Source organism: Lentzea sp. DG1S-22, from assembly GCF_036321065.1.
Lineage (GTDB): Bacteria > Actinomycetota > Actinomycetes > Mycobacteriales > Pseudonocardiaceae > Lentzea > Lentzea jiangxiensis.
The window spans coordinates 6,831,484-6,849,889 of sequence record NZ_CP143276.1; the positions used below are offsets into that span (position 1 = coordinate 6,831,484).

At 72.2% G+C, this 18,406-nt stretch carries 20 protein-coding genes; 14 read left to right on the plus strand and 6 right to left on the minus strand.

From position 1 onward, the window contains the following. Positions 1-5: 5 nt before the first annotated feature. The gene (locus V1227_RS32400; protein WP_329789044.1) at positions 6-530 is read left to right on the plus strand and encodes a PH domain-containing protein; all 525 of its coding nucleotides are present in this window, start codon (positions 6-8) and stop codon (positions 528-530) included. Next, positions 517-1,446 (plus strand): hydroxymethylglutaryl-CoA lyase, encoded by a 930-nt coding sequence (locus V1227_RS32405; protein ID WP_329789045.1) that lies wholly within the window; start codon positions 517-519, stop codon positions 1,444-1,446. The genes V1227_RS32400 and V1227_RS32405 overlap by 14 nt, the downstream gene beginning before the upstream one ends. A gap of 288 nt (positions 1,447-1,734) precedes the next feature. On the opposite strand, the gene V1227_RS32410 is transcribed toward V1227_RS32405, so the two are convergent. Next, on the minus strand, positions 1,735-2,880 hold the full coding sequence (locus V1227_RS32410) for an IS110 family transposase (protein WP_329794163.1): 1,146 nt from the start codon (positions 2,878-2,880) through the stop codon (positions 1,735-1,737). A gap of 260 nt (positions 2,881-3,140) precedes the next feature. Next, the gene (locus V1227_RS32415; RefSeq protein WP_329789046.1) at positions 3,141-3,590 is read right to left on the minus strand and encodes a MaoC family dehydratase; all 450 of its coding nucleotides are present in this window, start codon (positions 3,588-3,590) and stop codon (positions 3,141-3,143) included. A gap of 96 nt (positions 3,591-3,686) precedes the next feature. On the opposite strand from V1227_RS32415, the gene V1227_RS32420 reads away from it, so the two are divergent. The 4 genes from V1227_RS32420 to V1227_RS32435 are packed head-to-tail and all read left to right on the plus strand — an operon-like array spanning position 3,687 to position 7,282. Continuing rightward, positions 3,687-4,157, plus strand: a complete 471-nt coding sequence (locus V1227_RS32420) for a YbaB/EbfC family nucleoid-associated protein (RefSeq protein ID WP_329789047.1) — start codon at positions 3,687-3,689, stop codon at positions 4,155-4,157. Then, positions 4,154-4,468 (plus strand): WXG100 family type VII secretion target, encoded by a 315-nt coding sequence (locus V1227_RS32425; RefSeq protein ID WP_329789048.1) that lies wholly within the window; start codon positions 4,154-4,156, stop codon positions 4,466-4,468. The genes V1227_RS32420 and V1227_RS32425 overlap by 4 nt, the downstream gene beginning before the upstream one ends. 1 nt (position 4,469) lies before the next feature. After that, complete coding sequence (locus V1227_RS32430; RefSeq protein WP_329789049.1) at positions 4,470-7,025, plus strand: TNT domain-containing protein; 2,556 nt, start codon at positions 4,470-4,472, stop codon at positions 7,023-7,025. Continuing rightward, complete coding sequence (locus V1227_RS32435; RefSeq protein ID WP_236221467.1) at positions 7,022-7,282, plus strand: hypothetical protein; 261 nt, start codon at positions 7,022-7,024, stop codon at positions 7,280-7,282. The genes V1227_RS32430 and V1227_RS32435 overlap by 4 nt, the downstream gene beginning before the upstream one ends. On the opposite strand, the gene hisN is transcribed toward V1227_RS32435, so the two are convergent. Beyond that, positions 7,263-8,042, minus strand: coding sequence for a histidinol-phosphatase (hisN, locus tag V1227_RS32440; protein WP_329789050.1), 780 nt, complete (start codon positions 8,040-8,042; stop codon positions 7,263-7,265). The two genes, V1227_RS32435 and hisN, sit on opposite strands and share 20 nt — an antisense overlap. A 31-nt stretch (positions 8,043-8,073) precedes the next feature. Between hisN and V1227_RS32445 the strand changes: the two genes are divergently transcribed. Beyond that, positions 8,074-8,748, plus strand: a complete 675-nt coding sequence (locus V1227_RS32445) for a response regulator transcription factor (RefSeq protein WP_329789051.1) — start codon at positions 8,074-8,076, stop codon at positions 8,746-8,748. Continuing rightward, positions 8,748-10,022 (plus strand): ATP-binding protein, encoded by a 1,275-nt coding sequence (locus V1227_RS32450; RefSeq protein WP_329789052.1) that lies wholly within the window; start codon positions 8,748-8,750, stop codon positions 10,020-10,022. The genes V1227_RS32445 and V1227_RS32450 overlap by 1 nt, the downstream gene beginning before the upstream one ends. An 18-nt stretch (positions 10,023-10,040) precedes the next feature. Here V1227_RS32450 and V1227_RS32455 read toward each other — a convergent pair whose 3' ends face one another. From V1227_RS32455 to V1227_RS32465, 3 genes are all read right to left on the minus strand, one after another. Then, a complete protein-coding gene (locus V1227_RS32455; RefSeq protein ID WP_329789053.1) occupies positions 10,041-10,577 on the minus strand; it encodes a GtrA family protein in 537 nt (178 codons plus the stop codon). Next, on the minus strand, positions 10,507-11,106 hold the full coding sequence (locus V1227_RS32460; RefSeq protein ID WP_442916561.1) for a GtrA family protein: 600 nt from the start codon (positions 11,104-11,106) through the stop codon (positions 10,507-10,509). Before V1227_RS32460 ends, V1227_RS32455 begins: the two co-directional genes overlap by 71 nt. A 112-nt stretch (positions 11,107-11,218) precedes the next feature. Next, complete coding sequence (locus tag V1227_RS32465) at positions 11,219-13,477, minus strand: sigma-70 family RNA polymerase sigma factor (RefSeq protein WP_329789054.1); 2,259 nt, start codon at positions 13,475-13,477, stop codon at positions 11,219-11,221. Between the two features lie 141 nt (positions 13,478-13,618). On the opposite strand from V1227_RS32465, the gene V1227_RS32470 reads away from it, so the two are divergent. The 6 genes from V1227_RS32470 (at position 13,619) to purE (ending at position 18,330) form a co-directional block, all read left to right on the plus strand. Next, positions 13,619-14,386: a GGDEF domain-containing protein gene (locus V1227_RS32470; RefSeq protein ID WP_329789055.1), complete on the plus strand. Its 768-nt coding sequence runs from the start codon at positions 13,619-13,621 to the stop codon at positions 14,384-14,386. 110 nt (positions 14,387-14,496) lie between these two features. After that, entirely contained in the window at positions 14,497-14,877 is a 381-nt protein-coding gene (locus V1227_RS32475) for a GntR family transcriptional regulator (protein WP_329789056.1), read from the plus strand. Continuing rightward, positions 14,874-15,668 carry an ABC transporter ATP-binding protein gene (locus V1227_RS32480; protein WP_329789057.1) on the plus strand — a complete coding sequence of 265 codons (795 nt, stop codon included), beginning with the start codon at positions 14,874-14,876 and terminating at the stop codon, positions 15,666-15,668. Before V1227_RS32475 ends, V1227_RS32480 begins: the two co-directional genes overlap by 4 nt. After that, positions 15,665-16,624 carry a hypothetical protein gene (locus V1227_RS32485; protein ID WP_329789058.1) on the plus strand — a complete coding sequence of 320 codons (960 nt, stop codon included), beginning with the start codon at positions 15,665-15,667 and terminating at the stop codon, positions 16,622-16,624. Before V1227_RS32480 ends, V1227_RS32485 begins: the two co-directional genes overlap by 4 nt. Before the next feature lie 24 nt (positions 16,625-16,648). Then, positions 16,649-17,845, plus strand: a complete 1,197-nt coding sequence (locus V1227_RS32490; RefSeq protein ID WP_236221457.1) for a 5-(carboxyamino)imidazole ribonucleotide synthase — start codon at positions 16,649-16,651, stop codon at positions 17,843-17,845. After that, positions 17,842-18,330, plus strand: coding sequence for a 5-(carboxyamino)imidazole ribonucleotide mutase (gene purE / locus V1227_RS32495; protein ID WP_329789059.1), 489 nt, complete (start codon positions 17,842-17,844; stop codon positions 18,328-18,330). Before V1227_RS32490 ends, purE begins: the two co-directional genes overlap by 4 nt. Positions 18,331-18,406: the final 76 nt, after the last annotated feature.

Here is an 18,406-nt window from a genome sequence, read left to right on the forward strand (position 1 = left end):
GGCCCATGGCCTACCCCGACGACCTGCTGAGTTCCGGCGAGCACGTCGTGATCCACCGGCACCCCCACTGGAAGGTGCTGATCTTCCCGGTGTTCTGGCTGCTGGTGGTGGTCGCTCTCGGCACCTACCTCGCAGGACTCGTCGCGGACCAGTCGTGGGCCTCCATCGCGCTGATCGCGCTGGCCGTGATCGGCGCCGTGCTGGTCCTCTGGCTGACGATCGCCCCGCTCGTGCGCTGGCGGACGACGCACTTCACCCTCACGTCGGACCGCGTGATGTACCGCGAGGGGGTGTTCAAGCGCACAGGCCTCGACATCCCTTTGGCTCGTGTGAACAGCGTCCGCTTCGAGCACTCTTTCGTGGACAGGCTGCTCGGCTGCGGCACGCTGGTCATCGAGTCGGCCTCGGACGAGCCGCTCGAGTTCGACGACATCCCGTCCGTGGAGAAGGTGCACACGATGTTGTACCGAGAGGTCAACGACAACCCCGGCGACGACTACCACCCGGGAGTCGTCGATGGGCGCGCGTGAGGTCGGCCTGCCCGACGTCGTGGGGTCCGGGTCGCTGCCCTCGCGGGTGACGATCTGGGAGGTCGGCGCCCGCGACGGCCTGCAGAACGAGTCGGTCGTGGTGCCGGTCTCGGTGAAGCTCGAGTTCCTGGCGCGGCTGGCCGCGTCGGGCCTGTCCGTTCTGGAGGCCACGTCGTTCGTGCACCCCAAGTGGGTGCCGCAGCTGGCCGACGCCGCCGAGTTGCTGGCCGGGCTGGAACCCGCGCCCGGCGTCGTGTACCCCGTGCTGGTCCCCAACGAGCGCGGGCTGGACCGGGCGCTCGAGGCCGGGGTCTCGCACATCGCGATCTTCGCGTCGGCCACGGAGACCTTCGCCTCCCGGAACCTGAACCGGACGCTCGACTCGCAGTTCGAGATGTTCGAGCCGACCGTCTCCCGTGCGCTGGCCGCCGGGCTGGAGGTCCGCGGGTACGTGTCGATGTGCTTCGGGGACCCCTGGGAGGGTCCCGTTGCCCGCTCCCAGGTCGTGGAGGTGGGGGAGCGGCTGCTGGAGATGGGCTGTTCGCAGCTGTCCCTCGGAGACACCATCGGGGTCGCCACGCCGGGGCAGGTCGAGGCTCTGCTGGCGGGGTTCTCGGATGTGTCGTCGTTGGCCGTGCACTTCCACGACACCTACGGGCAGGCGTTGTCCAACACCCTGGCCGCGTTGCGGTGCGGGGTGACCACTGTGGACTCCTCCGCCGGCGGGCTCGGCGGCTGTCCCTACGCGGAGTCCGCCACCGGGAACCTCGCCACCGAGGACCTGGTGTGGATGCTCGACGGGCTGGGCGTCGAGACCGGGGTCGACCTGGACAGGTTGGTGGAGACCTCGGTGTGGATGGCTGAGCGGTTGGGGCGGCCCAGCCCTTCCCGGGTGGTCCGGGCGCTGGCCGGGTGACGGGTCCCGGACGCGTTGTCCGCGGGTGGCCGGCTCGGGTCGGCGATCTTGTCGGGGGTGCTGGGTAGGTTGTGTTGCGAGGGGTCCTGAGGGTGGGGGGACGCCTGCGTTCGCGTGGGTGTGCGCGCTCTGTCCGTGGGTTCTTGTGTTGCGTGCGGCTGGTTGCGGTTGCGTTGTTCCCCTGGGGCTCTGCCCCCGGCCCCGGCAATCTGATCAGGGGGCCCGCGCCGTTGGCGGGTTGATGGCACGCCTGTTGTGTTGAGCGGCTGCCGGACGCTCCTATAGATGTCAAGCGGCGAGTGTGAGGTCTTTCATGATCGCTGTGTGGGCTTCGCGGAGGATGTAGCGCTTGAGGCAGCGGATGATGTCGCGTTTGGTGAGGCCTTGTTCGGTGCGTCGTTGCAGGTAGGCCTGGGTGCGTGGGCAGTAGCGCAGGCGGACGACGGCGACGATGTGCAGGGCTCGGTTGGCTTGGCGTTCGCCGCCTTTGTTGAGGCGGTGCCGGTCGGTGCGTCCGGATGAGGCGGGTAGTGGTGCGACGCCGCAGAGTTTGGCGAAGGAGGCTTCGCTGTGCAGGCGTTCGGGGTTGTCGCCGGCGGTGACGAGGAGTTGCCCTGCGACGTCTGTGCCGATGCCGAGTAGGTCGACCAGGGTCGGTGCGGTGGCCGCGACCAGGTGGTCGAGGTGTTTGTCGAGCTGGTTGATCTGCTGGTTGAGGGTGATGATCCGTTCGGCGATCGCTCGTAGGGCGAGCATCGTGCCGTGGGTGGGGTCTGCCAGTTGGGTGAGGTCGGGGTTCAGCGCGGCGCAGGCGGTGAGTAGTGCTTTGCGTTGCTTGTCGCGTAAGGCTTCGCGGAGTGCGGCGGGTGCGGTGGTGATCAGGTTGCTGAGTTCGTTGAGGGCGGCGGTGCGGGCTTTGACCGCGCCGCCGCGGACGATGCGCAGGGCGCGGATGGACTCGACTGGTCCGCTGGCTGTTTTGGGGGTGGCGGTGCTGTTGCCGGACAGAGCGGTGCGGGCGGCGTTGATCGCGTCGAGGACGTCGGATTTGCCGTGACTGCGGCGTGTTCTCCGGTTGGGCCGGGAGACTTCACGGACCGTGATGTTGTTGTGGCGCAGCAGGGTGGCGAGTTGTTTGCCGTAGGAGCCGGTGCCTTCGACGCCGGCTGCGTTGACCGGGCCGAAGCCAGTCAGCCAGCCGAGTAGTTGTGCGCAGCCCTCGGGGGGGGGCGGGGAATTCGGCGTCGCCGAGGACCTGGCCGAGGTGGTCGAGTGCGGCGGCGTGGTGGGTGTCGGTGTGGGTGTCGACTCCGCCGTAGACCTGGATGTGGGCAGGGGGGTGTGGGTCGGGCATCCTGAAGACCGCCGTCCTTGCTCGCTGGAACGTGGTGGGACGGCACGCGCCGGGCTGGGCGGGATGGACAGAACAGAGATGGGTCCTGTGGCGACAGGCTCCTATCAGGTCACTTCCGCCCGCCTGGTGACGTGCAGCGGGACCGCCTGGATCGGACGACAGATCCGGCGAAGGACACCACGGTCAGTTGCGTTGAGGGTCAGACCAGCCCAAGCGATCCCGTCACAGCATCCTCTCTGTTGCGTTGGGCGGCTGCCTGGTGCGCACCGGGGCGGCCTTGCCGAAAAGCCAAGACTGCTCGGCTTCGCCCTCGCGTCGGCTCGCCTTCTGCCTCGCGCTGTCAGGCGTCCTGGGTGCCCCGGGACGTGAACATGCCCGTCGCCACGAAGCGGTAGACCAGCTCGTCGCCGCGCTTCGCCGTTCCCTCGAACTCCACCAGGCCCAGCTCCGGGCGCTTCTTCGAGCGGCGGGCGCTGAGCACCGTTGCCGCGAAGGTCAGGCGGTCGCCGGGGTGGACCGGGGCCGGCCACGAGAGTTCGCGGCCGCCCGGTGAGCCCTGGGAGGTGCTGTCGGAGAGGACCTCGTCCACCCAGCGGCGCATCCAGAGGGAGGCCGTGTACCAGCCGGAGGCGGACAAACCGCCGAAAATCGAGTTCCTGCCCGCTTCCTCGTCCAGGTGGAAGGGTTGCGGGTCGAACTTCCTCGCGAAGTCCAGCATGTCCTCCCGGTCGACGATCACCTCGCCGAGCGGGATGATGCGGCCTGCGGGCAGATCCTCGTAGGCGATCACGCGTTGATCGTACGTAACTGAATTCGCTGGGAACCGATTCCTGGGCGAGGGCGTCCTAGAGCCCGAGCCCAGGGCTATGCGTGTGAGGGGGACTCGGTGGACGACCACCGTGCGCAGGTCGAGGAGCTGCTCGCCGACTACCGGCGCAGCCGCGAGCAGCTGGTTGCCGTCCAGCGCGAGCTCGCTGCCGTGTCCGGGCAGGCGTCCAGTCCTGACGGGACCGTCACCGCGACCGTGGACGGCGGGGGGAAGCTCGCCTCGCTGGAGCTCTCCGAGCTGGCCTATCGGCGGCACCGGCCGGAGCAGCTGGCCGAGTTGATCGTGCGGACCGTGTCGGCTGCTGCCTCCAGCGCGGCTGAGGACACCTACAAGGCGTTGAGCACGGTGTTGCCCGCCGCCACCGACCCCGCCGCGCTGGTCGCCGGTACCGCCGACCTGCGGCCCTCGGAATACGAAACCGTGGATCGGGGACAGCAGCCCGTTCGTGGTCGTGTCGTCGACGACGAGGACAACGAGCAACGGGAGAGCTGGCTCGACTCCGAGCTCATCGACAGGAGGGTCCGATGACCGGGTACGGGGCCGACCTCGGGCGGCTGGACGCCGGGGCGCGCGACCTCAAGGGCTTCGCCGGGCAGGCCACCGAGATCGCGGGGTCGCTCGACAGGGCGCTGGCCGCGTTCGGCGCCTGCTGGGGGGACGACGCCGTGGGGCAGAGCTTCGCCGCGTCGCACGAGAAGCCCTCCGGTGATGCCGCCGGGGCGCTGGCCGGGCTCGCGACGACGTTGGGGGACGTGGGCGAGAAGCTCGCCGCGACGGCCGAGACGTACCGGCACGTCGAGCAGAGCAACGCCTCCGCGATGAGAAGGTTGGACGGCTGACATGGGCATCGAGCTTCCCGCCGAACTCGCCGGCATCGCCGCCAAGGCGGGCGTCTCGTGGCCCAAGGCCGACGAGGACGCCATGCGCTCCAGCGCCACCGCGTGGCGCGAGGCGGGCGACAAGATCAAGGCTCTGGGCACTTCGTCCGACGGCGTCGCCACGCGCGCGCTCGACGGGCTGACGGGCGGCACGGGTGACGCCGCGCGCGGCCGGTGGGCCAAGGTCGTGGCGCCGGACGGCGACTTCCAGCGCGCGGCGCGCGGGTGCCACGCGGCCGCCGACCGGCTCGACCACGCCGCCCGGCAGGTCGGTGCGGCCAAGGTGGAGATCGTCCGCGAGCTCGTGGCGCTCGCCAAGAACAACGACGCGGCGACGGCGTCGGCCAGCGCCGGCAACCCCAACGCGCTGCTCGGCCTCGACACGCTGACCAAGGGCGCGGCGGCCAACGTCGCGAACCTCACCAACCTGCTGTCGTCCGCCATCCGCCTCGACAGCGGCGTGGACATGAGCCAGGGCTCCCCGCCCGTCAACACCTCGCCCGGTGCCCACGGCCCCGGTGGCGGAGGGGGCGGTGGGCTGCTGTCGCCGGTCACGGACGTCGTCGGTGGCGTCGTGGCTCCGGTGGCGAGCGTCGTCGCTCCCGTCGTCGAGCCCGTTGCCGCCGTGGTCGCCCCGGTCACCGAGGCCGTCGCTCCCGTCGTCGGTGCGGTGACCGCTCCGGTCGCCCCTGTCGTCGGTGCCGTGACGGCGCCCGTCGCACCGGTCGCCGGTGCGGTGACCGAAGCCGTCGCGCCCGTGCTGGACGCCGCTGCTCCCGTGACGGCACCCGCCGCCGCCGTGGTGCAGCCCGTGGTCGACGCGGTGCCCGGCGCCCACCAGGCCGTCGGCCCGGTGCTCGACGGCCGTGGCGACGGTGACGGGCCGCGGGGCGACGGGCCGCGTGGTGACGGGCCCGGTGACGGACACGGCCGCGGCGAAGGACAGGGACGAGGCGAGGGCCGGGGTCTTCCGGGGCTCGTGGCCGACACAGGTCACGCCGTCGCGCCTGCCGCGCACCACGCCGCCGACGCGATCCCGAGCGTTCAGGGCACTCTCGGCCCGATCGCCGAGGGCACGACCCGGGCGTCGGCCGCCGTGCTCGAGCAGCCGCTGGTCCGCGGTGACGTGCCCGGCCAGGCGGCTGCGGCGCCGCAGCCGCCCGCGGCTCCTGCCGCTCCCGCCGGTCCGGCCGCCGGCCCGATGGCCGGTGCTCCGGCCGCGGGGCCGACGGGCGCGCCCGTCGGCGGTGCCGCGGGTGGTGCCGCTCCGGCGGTGGCCTCCCAGGTCGGCGCGGCCGTCGGTCAGCAGGCCGGTGCGCAGCCCGGTCAGGCCGCCCAGGGCCAGCAGGCGCAGCAGGCCGCCAAAGCCGCGGAGGCGAAGGCCGGTGAGGCCAAGGCGGGCGAGGCGAAGCCGGGCGCTCCGGCGTCCTCGGCGGCCAAGACGGGCCTGCCCGGTGCCGCAGCGACGGCCGGTGGTCAGGCGGGCGGCGCGCTGCCGGGCCAGACCACGAGCCAGGTGCAGGCGCCGGCCCAGGGACAGGGCGGCCAGGCCCCCGGCCAGGCCCAGCCGGGTCAGCAGGGCCAGGTGTCCGGCAAGGAAGGCCTCGCCAAGGACGCCCACAAGGACCCGTGGAAGGACGCGCTGCACCGGGACGCCGAAGCGGGCGACTTCGGCACCGACGGCTCGGCGTCCGCACCGCAGAAGCTCGGCGACACCATCGCCACGCCCGCGGTTCCGCTCGCGGGCGTCGACCTCGGTCCGGCGGCCGCCGACCTCGGCGGTGCGCGGTCGAGCGCCCTCACCGACCGGCTCGAAGGCCAGCAGAACCAGGCGCTGGCCGACGCCGGTCTGGCCGGAGACGTCCTCCGCCACACCTACACCGCCGCGGCGGCGGGCAGCTGGTTCATGGCGATCTTCCTCAGCGCCGGGCAGGCACCGCGCCGCGCGCCGAAGCCCGCCCGCCAGCTCCCGCCCCCGCCGCAGGAGCAGGAGCAGGAGCGGGTCGTGCCGAGGTTCGCGCCCGGCGACCACCCGCGGGCGCACCTGGTCGGCACGTCCGCGCCGCAGCCGGCGGCACCGTCCGAGGGGCTGCGCCGGGACCACCCGGTCGTGCAGGAACTGCTGAAGGACCACGACCCGCTGGCGGGCATGCACGAACGCGATTGGGACAGCCTGTTCCTCAACGAGGACGGCACCCCGCGCTGGCCCGTCGAACGAGAGGGCGGCTACGAGGACAGCCAGCCCGAGGTGCTGAAGGCGGGCGCCGAGATCGACCGGTTCGGCACCCCGGAGGGCCGCGTCCTGAGCACGGCCGGCACGCCGTTCCGGGAGCGCTCGCTGCCCCCGCAGGCGGCGGACGAGGGCTACCGCCGGTACCGGGTCTGCAAGGACCTGCCGGTCCACCGCACGATCAGCGCGCCCTGGTTCGGGCAGCCCGGCGGCGCAAGCCGCTACCGCACCACCCACCCGGTCGCGGACCTCGTCGCGCTCGGCTACCTCACGGAGATCACCGCATGAACGTCGAGTCGCTGCCCGAGTGGCTGACCAGGATCGGCGTGCCGGACGACGTCGTCAGCATCGGTGAGGAGGCGGACCAGCGCTGGTGCCTGCTCACCGACGACGACGGCAAGGGCCACGAGGTCTTCTGGCAGGAGCAGGGCAACCGCTACGACTGGGCCCGGTTCGACGACGAGAGCGTGGCGTGCCACTACCTCTTCGGACGGCTGGCCTGGGCCCAGGTCGCGCGCGGAAGTCTCACCGCGCCAACAGCTTGAGCGCTTCCTCGTGCAGGTGGCCGTTCGACGTCAGCACGCTGCCGCCGTCGTAGCGCTCCTCGCCGTCGAGCGAGGTGAAACGGCCACCTGCCTCCGGGACCAGGACCTGGAACGGGGCGATGTCCCACGGGTTCGCGACGCACTCGGGCGCGAGGTCGATGGCACCCTCGGCGACCAGGCAGTGCTGGTAGAAGTCGCCGAACGCGCGGCTCTCCCACGTCGCGTCCACCAGGCGCAGGTACGCCTCGCGGGAGTGGTGCTCGACCCACGACTTGATGTCCGTTGTGGACACGTAAGCGTCTTCGAGAGAACGCACCCCCGACACGGAGATGGCGCGCTCACCGGAGGCGTCCGACGCGTAGGCGCCGGCACCGGTGGCAGCCCACCAACGACGACCCAGCGCGGGCGCGGACACGACGCCCACGACCGGCGTGCCGTCGACGACCAGGGCGATCAGCGTCGCCCAGATCGGCACACCGCGCAGGAAGTTCTTGGTGCCGTCGATCGGGTCGAGCACCCAGACGCGCGCCGCGTCCAGCGTGCCGCCGCGCTCCTCGCCCATGATGACGTCGTCGGGGCGTTCGGAGGCCAGCACGGCCCGGACCGCGTCCTCGACGGCGACGTCGGCATCGGTGACGGGTGTGCGGTCCGGCTTGCGCTCGACGGCGAGGTCGTGGGCGCGGAAGCGGGTCGCGGTGATCGCGTCGGCGGCGTCGGCGAGGCGGAGGGCGAGTTCGAGATCAGCATCGTGGCGTGACACGCGGCGATCGTTCCACGAATACGCTGGTGCCGTGAGCGTGGTGTTGCTGGCCGAGGACGACCCGGCCATCGCGGAACCCCTCTCCCGCGCGTTGACGCGGGAGGGGTATTCGGTGCAGGTCGTCGGGGACGGGCCGAGCGCCTTCGAGGCCGCCGCCACCGGGGGTGTCGACCTCCTGGTGCTGGACCTCGGCCTGCCGGAGATGGACGGGCTGGAGGTCTGCCGCAGGCTCCGGCAGAGCGGCAGGGGCATCCCCGTGCTGATGCTCACCGCCCGTGCCGACGAGGTCGACTTCGTGGTCGGGCTCGACGCCGGGGCGGACGACTACGTCGCCAAGCCGTTCCGCCTCGCCGAGCTGATGGCCCGCATCCGCGCCCTGCTGCGCCGCCGGGCGCCCGGCACGCTCGAGGTCAACGGCGTGCGCGTCGACCTGGCCGCTCGCCGCGTCACGGTCGACGGCAGCGAGATCCAGCTGGCGAACAAGGAGTTCGAGCTGCTCAAGGTGCTGATCCAGCGCGCGGGGCAGGTCGTGAGCCGCGACGAGATCCTCTCCGAGGTCTGGAACGACCCGGACCTCAAGGGCAGCAAGACGCTCGACATGCACATGTCGTGGTTGCGCCGCAAGCTCAGCGACGGCACCCCGAACTCCTCCGAGAAGCGCATCGCGACCGTGCGCGGCCGCGGCTTCCGCTTCAACGCCGACTGATGCGCCGCCGGATCCTGCGGGCCATCCTGCTCGCCGTCGCCGTCACGGGCTTCGTGCTCGGCATCCCGCTCGGCTACACCGCGCTGCAGCTCGTCGAGGACACCGCCCGCGGCGACCTCACCGAACGGGCCCAACGCATCGCGACGACGCTCGACGACCAGATCGCGAACCGGCAGAGCATCGACGTCGAGGCGGTGAAGATCGCCATACCGACGGACGGCCGCCTCACGGTCGTGTCGGGAGGCGTCACCAGCACCACCGGTCCCTCGCCGGGCGACAACCCGCTGACCGTCGAGCTGCCGATAGCGCAGCAGGGCAGCGTCCGGCTGGAGGTCCCCTCCGGGCCGATGCACACCAGCCAGGCCCAGGTGGCGGGCCTCGTGCTGCTCCTGCTCGCGCTCTCGGTGGGCACCGGCACGGTCGTCGCCCTGGTGACGGCGCAAACGCTTGCCCGGCCGCTCGGCCACGTCGCCGCCCGCGCGTCCCGCCTGGGCGCCGGCGACTTCCGTGCGGACGAGAAGCGCTACGACATCCCCGAGCTGGACGCGGTCTCCGAGGCGCTCGACACCTCGGCCACCGCGCTCGCCCGCCTGGTGCAGCGCGAACGAGAGCTGGTCGGCGACGTCTCCCACCAGCTCCGCAGCCGGCTCACGGCCCTGCAGCTGCGGCTGGAGGCCCTGGCGGAGCACCCCGAACCCGACACGGCCGCCGAGGCTCGTGCCGCGCTGGAACAGGCCGAACGCCTCGCCGCCGTGCTGGACGAGCTCCTCGCCGCCGCCCGCGCGGCCAGGGCCGTGGGCGCCGAGCCGCTGGAGATGAGGCCCGCGCTGACCGCGATCGCCGAGGAGTGGCGCGAACAGGTCAAGAGCCAGGGCCGGGCGCTGCGCGTGCGGGTCCCGGACGGCCTGCTGGCCCGCGCGACCCCGGCCCGCCTGCGCGAGGCCATCGGCGTGCTGCTCGACAACGCCCTGCGCCACGGCGAGGGCTCGGTCGTCGTCTCCGCCCGCGGCGAGGACGGCACGGTCGTGGTCGAGGTCAGCGACGGCGGTGCCGGCGTGCCGGACGAGCTGGCGGCGCACATCTTCGAGCGCGGCGTCTCCGGCGGCGGCTCGACCGGTGTGGGGCTGGCGCTCGCCCGTGCGCTGGTGGACGCGGACGGCGGCAGGCTCGAGCTCTCGACGGCGCGGCCGGCGACGTTCGCCGTGTTCCTGCCGGTGCCGAAGGCCCAGGACGTGGTGGGGATCCCCTGGAAGACGCCGACCACCCCGCGGTAGTGGAGTGGCGACGCGCGACTAGGAGTGGCCGAGTTCCTTCTCGTCCTCGATCGACCGCTTGGCGCCTCGGGCGTTCTCCTCGGGGAACACCCAGTTCTTGTAGCCGTACCAGCGGAAGGCCATCGCGACGAGCGTGCCGACGATCTGCGCGCTCAGGAAGTCCGAGACCTCCTCGGTGAGCCGCGACACGTGCGGTTCCTGCAGGTGGAACGCGTACCGCGCGATGTAGAGCGGCGCCGAGTTCAGCACGATGCCGATGCCGTTGACCAGGAAGAACAGTGCGGCCTCGTGGTGGCGCTCACGGCCACCGCGGGTGCGGAACGACCATTCCCTGTTCAGGACGTACGACACGATCGTGGCGACCAGGGTGGCGATGATCTTCGCCGTCACCGGGTTGTTCGGCAGCACGACCGTCTTGATCCCGAAGAACAGGACCGTGTCGATCACGAAGCACGTGCCCCCGACCAGGGCGAACTTCACCAGCTCACGATGCTTCAGCGCGATCGACCGGATCGGTTCCGGGAACCGGGAGACCACTGTTTCGGCTAGGGACACGGGGCGAGTCTACGGAGATCGGGTGAACGCGCCGGTCAGGCCGAGCTCCGGCGTCCGGGAAGACCCAGCGGCGCATGGCCCAGAACTTGAAGCCGGTGGCGAGCAGCATGCCGATGATCGAGCCCGAGACGAAGTCCGCGATCTCCTCGGTCATGACCGCGACGAACGGGGCCTGCAGGCCGAACAGGTGCCGCGACAGCCACAGCGGCAGGATGTTGATGCCGACGCCGAGGCCGCTGACCAGGAAGAACAGCGCGGCCTCGTGGTGGCGTTCGCGGCCGCCGCGGGTGTGGAACGACCACTCGCGCGAGAGCACGTACGAGGCGATGATCGCCACCAGGACGCCGATGACCTTCGCCGTGACGACCTTGTCGGTCAGCACGGTGAGCTTGAGCGCGTACCAGACGCCGTTGTCGATGAGGAACGTCGTGCCGCCGACCAGGGCGAAGCGGATCAGCTCGCGGTGCTTGTGCAACAGGAACTGGAGCGGTTCCGGCAGCCGGCTCATGGCGCGGCGAACGACTGGCAGCACCGCGCCAGCTTACGGATCAAGGTGACGACGCCTGCCCTCGGGTGTTACGTTCCGCCACTGAGAGGCGCGTCACCTGCACGTTCAGTGACGACCGAAGATCAACAGCTGGTCAGTTCCGCGGCGGTGCGCAGTCCGGCCACCCGATGATGCCGCCGATCAGCCCCGGGACCAGGCCGGGCGGCGGCTCGCACGGCTCAGGACCCGGCGGCGTGGTCGTCGACGGCGGGGTGGACGGCGTCGGCGTCGGCTCGACCGGCAGCGACGGCAGCGTCGGGACCACCGGCGTCGAGGGCTCGACCGGGTCGACCGGCACCACCGGAACGACCGGCGACTCCGGAGCCTTCGGCTCGGCGGGCTTCGTCGGCCTGGTGGGCTCGGTGGGGCGCGTGGGCTGCGTGGTCGTCGGCGGGACCGTGGCCGACGTCGGCGGCTCCGGCTCCTCCTCCACCGGCGGGTGCCACGGCCAGCCCTTCACCGGCACGGTGGCGGACTTCGCCGCGTTGCCCAGCGCGGCCCTGACGGTGATCTCGCCGCCCCGGTGCGGCCGCCCGAACGCCCACAGCGACATCCGGAACTTGCCGCCCCTGTCGAGGTCGGCGACGCAGCGGATCGAGTTCTTGTCCGTGCGCCGGCATTCGGGGTACGCCGTGAAGAGCACGACGTTCTCCGACGCCGACACGTCGAGCTTCAGCGTGCCGGCGCGCGGGCCCTTGTTGCGGACCTGCACGTCCACGCGCGGGTCCCAGTGGATCTGCTGCCACGTCGACACGGTGAGGTCGATGTCGTCGTTCACCGGCGGCACGTCGACCGCGACGCTGACGTCGACCGAGATCGACGCGCCCGCGCTGATGGTGCCCGTGATCGTGCCGGGAACGGCGGCGTCGGTCGCGCGCAGCCGGAACAGGAACGTGGCCTGGCCGCCGGGCGCGATGCCCTGCGGGGTCGCGCACGTGATCATGCCCGTGCCGGCCGGGCAGGTGACGTTCTGCTCGGCCGAGCCGTCCGGCTGCAGCACCCTGGCGGTGAACGACGACGCCCCGCCGGTCGAGACCACGCCCGGCGGCAGGGTCAGCACCATGCTCGCGGGCGGTGCCGCGGTGCCGCCCGTGTTCCGGACGGTGATCGGGAAGTCCTTGGGGTCCTCGCCCGGCGTCAGCACGTACCCGCTCGGAGTCGTCGGCGTGAGCGACGGCGGAGCGGGTTCGGGCTCCGGCTCCGGCTCGGGTGCCGGCTCCGGCGCGGGCTCGGGAGCGGGCGCGGGCGCGGGAGGAGCCGGTGGTGGCGGCTCCGGCGCGGGTTCCTGGGACGCGGGCGGCGGAGGTGCCGGCGGCTGGGCAGGGGGAACGAGTGCCGGCGGCACCGGTCGCTGGGTCTGGACCTGGGTCTGCGCCGGGGGCGTGGGGATGGCCTGGACGGCGGGAACCTGCTGCTCACCGCCGCTCGCGGCCAGCGCGATCGCCACGGCGGCGGCGACCGCGGCGGCGGAACCGCCGACGGTGACGAGCTGGCGGGGGATCGCGGCACCGGCCGCGCCCGCGCCCCCCGCGGTCGCTCCGGCGCCGACGACGGCCGTGGTCGTGCCGGCCGCCACCAGGTACGTCGTGGCGCCGATGCCCAGCACCAGCGGGGCGACGAAGATCCGCAGCGCGCCGTTGACGTCCGCGAGCTCGGCGGCGAGCGCCCGGCACCGGCCGCACTCGTCGAGGTGCGTCTCGACCTGGGTCGACTCGCGCTTGGACAGGCCTCCGCGGGTCCAGGCGCCGAGCCGGTCGACCGTCGCCCGGCAGCGTTCGGCGTCGGTCTCGGTCAGGTGCATCTGCAGGTACTGCTGCTTGAGGCCCTCACGGGCGCGGTACGCGAGCGCGGACACGCCGTTGGCCGTCATCCCGAGCAGCGGGGCGACCTCGGCGGGCGACTGGCCCTCGATCTCGGTGTGCCACAGCACCATCTGCCAGCGCTCCGGCAGGGCCGCGAACGCGCGGGCGGCCAGCGACCGCTCGAGACCGGCGACGGCCGTGTCCCTGAACGCGACCGGCGGCGCGACCTCGGTCATGTCCTCGGTGAGGTCGACCCTCCGGTCGCGGCGGGTCTTGTCGTACGCGGTGTGGCGCAGGGCCGTGAGCAGGTAGGCGCGGAAGGCCGAGTCGGGGCCGCGGCCGGCGCGGAGCGTGTCCAGCACCTTCGCGAACGCCTCGGACACGAGGTCGTCGGCCTCTGCCTGCGACCGGGCCAGCTGGCGGGCGAGGTTGTAGGCCGCCGCGACGTGGCGTTCGTACAGCTGGCCGTAGGCGTCGATGGTGCCGCCGCGCACGGACTCGATGAGTTCCGCGTCGCTGGGCCCGTGGACGTCTGCAGGAACGATCGCCACAGTCTTCGTTTCCCTCCTCGCGGCGCTCAGTGTGACTTACGGCGCGCAGCGCAGTCATCTCAATCCCCCGCGCGGGTTGCGTCACGAACGGGCGACGGGTGCGTCTCCCACCTGGAATCGGGTGAGCTGAGAGGAGACCGGGTGGGTGTCGCACAAGCGGAACGCCTCCTGAAGTCGAGGTGGCGCACCGCCACCATGGCCGCAGGCTGGGCTTTCCCCGCGGACTGGCCGCTCGCCGAGGTCGACGACGTGTGCGCGGCGGTGCTGGAGGGCGCCGACCCCGGCGACGCGCTGGTCCGCCTGGGCCGGGCGAGAGCCGAGACAGGAGCGGGCCTCGGCGAGACGTTGCTCGACCTGGCCGCGCTGCACGCCGTGCTGACCGACTCGTCGCACGTCGTGTCGCCGGACGTCGACGCGCTCCCCTCGGGGATGCTGCGGATGACGGCGCTGGGCTGGGCGGACGTCGTGACGAGGCAGGTGGGCGACTGCGCGGCCGAGGACCCGCTGACCGGGCTCGCCACCGCCGCCTACCTGCGGACGCGCCTCGGCGAGGTGTACCGGGAGACACCGGTCGCGCCGCTGGACTACGTGCTCGTACTGCTGCGGCTCGACGTGCACCGCGCCTCCGGCTGGTCGCGCGTCGTCGCCATGACCCTCGTGTCCGACGCGCTGCGCACCGTTTTCGACAACGGGGAGACGTTGGCGACCCTCGGGCCGAGCGTGGCCGCGGTGCTCGTCCGTCGTGACGAACTGCTCTCGCGCAAGGTGTCGAACCTGCGGGTGCTGGCGGCCGACCGCCTCGCCGACGACCCGAACGTCCGGCCGGCCGGACCCGCGAAGGTCTGGATCGAACGCCTTCCGGACTCGCACACCAAGGCGTGTGCGCTGCTCACCTCGCTCGGGCGCTGATTTCCCCTGTCCCGCGCCCAGGGGTTCTCCCCGCGTCCCCACCGGGCCGCTTCCCAACGCTCCCGAAGTGTTCTATTGTCCTAGTCAATTAGAACAATCTGGGAGCGTGCGTGGTCGAGTTCCACGTTGACCGCGGCAGCGGCTTTCCCGCGTACCTGCAGCTCGGACAGCAGGTCAGGGAGGCCCTGAGGCTCGGCTGGCTGAAGCCGGGCGACCGGCTGCCGACGGTCCGCGACGTTGTCGCCACGAGCGGCGTGAACGCGAACACCGTGCTCAAGGCCTACCGCGAGCTGGAGCTCGCCGGCCTCGTCGAGGCCCGCCAGGGCTCCGGCACCTTCGTCAAGGCGTCCCTGGGGTCCGCCGCCCCCGAGGACCTGGACCCGCTGCGCGAGAGCCTCGCCGGGTGGGTCGCGGAGGCACGCTCCGCCGGGTTGGAGGACGAGGACATCTACGCGCTGCTGCGCGAGGTGCTGAGTGGGGGAGCGCAATGAGCGTGGTCGCGGCCGGGCTGTCGAAGTGGGCGGTCCGCAACGTCTCGTTCGAGCTGCCGCCGGGAAGCGTCACGGCGGTGGTGGGGGCCAACGGCTCCGGCAAGTCGACGCTGCTGAACGTGCTGGCAGGGCACCTGCGGCCGGAGTCGGGGCACACCTCGACCGCGGGCAGGGTGGCCCACGTGCCGCAGCACAAGCCGATGTACCGCAGCTTCAAGGTCGCGGACGTGCTGGAGTTCGGGCGTCGCATGAACGACGTCTGGGACCACCGGCGCGCCGACGAGTGGCTCACCAGGTTCAAGGTCCCGCGCAAGCTCCAGGCGGAGGACCTGTCCGGCGGCCAGCGCACGCACGTGACGCTGGCGCTGGCGCTGGGCTCGCGCCCGGACGTGCTGCTGCTGGACGAACCGCTGTCCGAGCTGGACCCGCTCGCGCGCCGCGAGGTCATGCGCGAGCTGCTGACCGAGGTCAGCGACAACGGCACGACGCTCGTCTTCTCCACGCACGTCGTCGCGGAGATCAGCGGCGTCGCCGACCGGCTGCTCCTGCTGTCCGGCGGGAGGGTGCTGATCGACGGGGACACCGACGAGCTGCTCGAAGAACACGTTCTCTACACAGGCCCGCACGCCTTGAAACCACCCGTGGAGGGACCTGTGGTCCTCGCGAAGCACGGTGAGTCGCAGTCGTCGTTCCTCGTGCGCTCCGGCGGCACGCCGATCGACGAGCCGTGGACCGCGCGGTTCGTGACGCTGGAGGAGCTCGTCGTGGCACACCTGGAGCGTGCGGCATGAGGCTCGAGTCGCTCGCCTGGCTGACCTGGCGCCAGCACCGCTGGTCCGTCATCGGGGTCGTGGCGTTCGGGCTGCTCGCCGCAGCCGCCCTGCTCTCGACGGAGAACGGCCAGGCGGGCTCGCTGCTGATGGCCGGCTTCTACGGCCTCATGGCGCAGCTCGTGTTCGGTGGCGTGGTCGGCGTCTTCTGGGGTGCGCCGCTGATCGCCCGCGAGCTCGAGGAACGCACCTACTTCGTCGCGTGGGGACAGGACGTCACCCCGGTGGAGTGGTTGCGCGGCAAGGCCCTCGTGCTCGGATCGCTGGCCGTAGCGCTGGGTGCGCTGGTCGGGGCCGGCAACGGCTTCGGCGGCCGGGAGGGGGCGTGGGCGGGCTTCGAGTCGTCCCCGCTCGTGCAGGCCGGCTACGCGGCCCTCGGGTTCGCGCTCGGAGTGCTGATCGGCCTGCTGTCCCGGCACGTGGTGACGGCGATGGCCGCGACGCTGGTGGTCTTCACGCTCGTCCGCGTGCTGCTGGCCGTGTACGCGCGGGACCACTACCTGCCTCCGAAGCGGTTGATCGCCACCTGGGGGGAGACCGCGACGCCGCCCGGCGGCAGCGTGGAGCTCGGCAGCGGCTTCGTCGGTGCCGACGCGGAACCCGTGTCCGTGGCGGAGGTGTGCCTGGGGGTCGACGCGGACACCTGCATGCGCGGCAAGAAGTTCGCGATAGGCACGTACGTCGACTACCAGCCGGTCGACCGGATCGGGCTGTTCCAGTTCTTCGAGTTCGGCGTCTGCGCGCTGCTCGCCGCCGGGCTGTTCGCGCTGGCGTTCCGGGGGCTGCGCCGCGGCGGGACCTGGAAGCCCTCCCGTTCGCACCGCCGCATCACGCCCGAGGTGTCGGTCGTGGTGCTCACCGAGCCCGCCGCGGGCGGGGAGGACGCGCAGAAGGCCACCACGACCAAGGCCGAGTGAAGCCGCAGGTAGAATGCCTGAACCGTGGACTCTCGCACCCGTCTCCCCGTCGTCGGAATGATCGGCGGCGGCCAGCTCGCCCGCATGACGCACCAGGCCGCGATCCCGCTCGGGCAGTCGCTGCGCGTGCTCGCCGTCTCCGAGAACGACCCCGCCGCGCTCGTCGCGCGGGACGTGGTGCTCGGCACGCACACCGACCTGGACGCGTTGCGCGCGTTCTCGAAGGGCTGCGAGGTCGTCACGTTCGACCACGAGCACGTGCCCGGCGAGCACCTGCGCGCGCTCGTGGCCGAGGGCGTGAAGGTGCACCCCGGTCCGGACGCGCTGCAGTACGCGCAGGACAAGCTGAAGATGCGCGTGCGGCTCGCGGAGCTGGGGTTGCCGGTGCCGCCGTTCGCCGAGGTCCACGGCGTCCGCGACGTGCTGGAGTTCGGCGCCGAGCACGGCTGGCCCTGCGTGCTGAAGGCGGTCCGCGGCGGCTACGACGGCCGTGGCGTGTGGATGCTGAACACCCCGCAGAGCGCCGAGCGGGTCGTTCCCGAGCTGCTCGAAGCCGGGACGCCGCTGATGGTCGAGCAGTGCGTGCCGATGCGCCGCGAGCTGGCCGCCGTCGTGGCGCGCTCGCCGTTCGGCCAGGGTGCGGCGTGGCCGGTCGTCGAGACCGTGCAGTCCGACGGCATCTGCGTCGAGGTCCTCGCACCCGCTCCGGCGCTGGACGGCGACGAGGCCCAGGCGCTCGCGCTGAAGGTCGCCGACGCGCTGGGCGTCGTCGGCGTGCTGGCCGTCGAGCTGTTCGAGACCGCCGGCGGCGTGGTCGTCAACGAGCTCGCGATGCGCCCCCACAACTCCGGCCACTGGTCGATCGAGGGCGCCCGCACCTCGCAGTTCGAGCAGCACCTGCGGGCCGTCCTCGACTACCCGCTGGGCCGCACCGACCTGATGGCGCCCGCCGTCGTGATGGCGAACGTCCTCGGCGCCTCCGAGCCGCCCGCGATGGGCCCGGACGAGCGCGTGCACCACCTGTTCGCCCGGTTCCCGGACGCGCACGTGCACCTCTACGGCAAGGAGGAACGGCCGGGTCGCAAGGTCGGCCACGTGACGTTCCTCGGCAACGACATGGCCGACGTCCGCCACCGCGCCCGCCTGGCCGCGGACTGGCTCTCCACGGGCGTCTGGTCCGACGGGTACGACATCCACGGCGAAGAGCGGAGCGCGGAGTGACTCAGGTTGGCGTGATCATGGGCAGTGACTCGGACTGGCCGGTGATGAAGGCGGCCACCGAGGCCCTCGCCGAGTTCGACGTGCCGTTCGAGGTGAGCGTCGTCTCCGCCCACCGCACCCCGCAGCGCATGCTCGACTACGCGAACTCGGCCGCGGGCCGGGGCTTGCGCGTGATCATCGCGGGCGCCGGCGGTGCCGCCCACCTCCCCGGCATGGTCGCCTCGGCCACCGTGCTCCCGGTGATCGGCGTCCCCGTGCCGCTGAAGTACCTCGACGGCATGGACTCGCTGCTCTCGATCGTGCAGATGCCCGCGGGCGTCCCGGTGGCGACGGTGTCCGTGGGCGGCGCCCGCAACGCGGGCCTGCTGGCTGTCCGGATGCTGGCTTCCTCCGACGCGGCCCTGCAGGAGCGCATGGCCCGCTTCCAGGCGGAACTCGAGCAGCTCGTACTAGACAAGGACGCGGCTCTGCAGAAGTCCCTCTGAGTGCTCAACAGCACAGCGGCGCTCGACGTGAACGGGCGCTAACATCGTGCCGAGTATTCGCTACTGGGAGGTAACA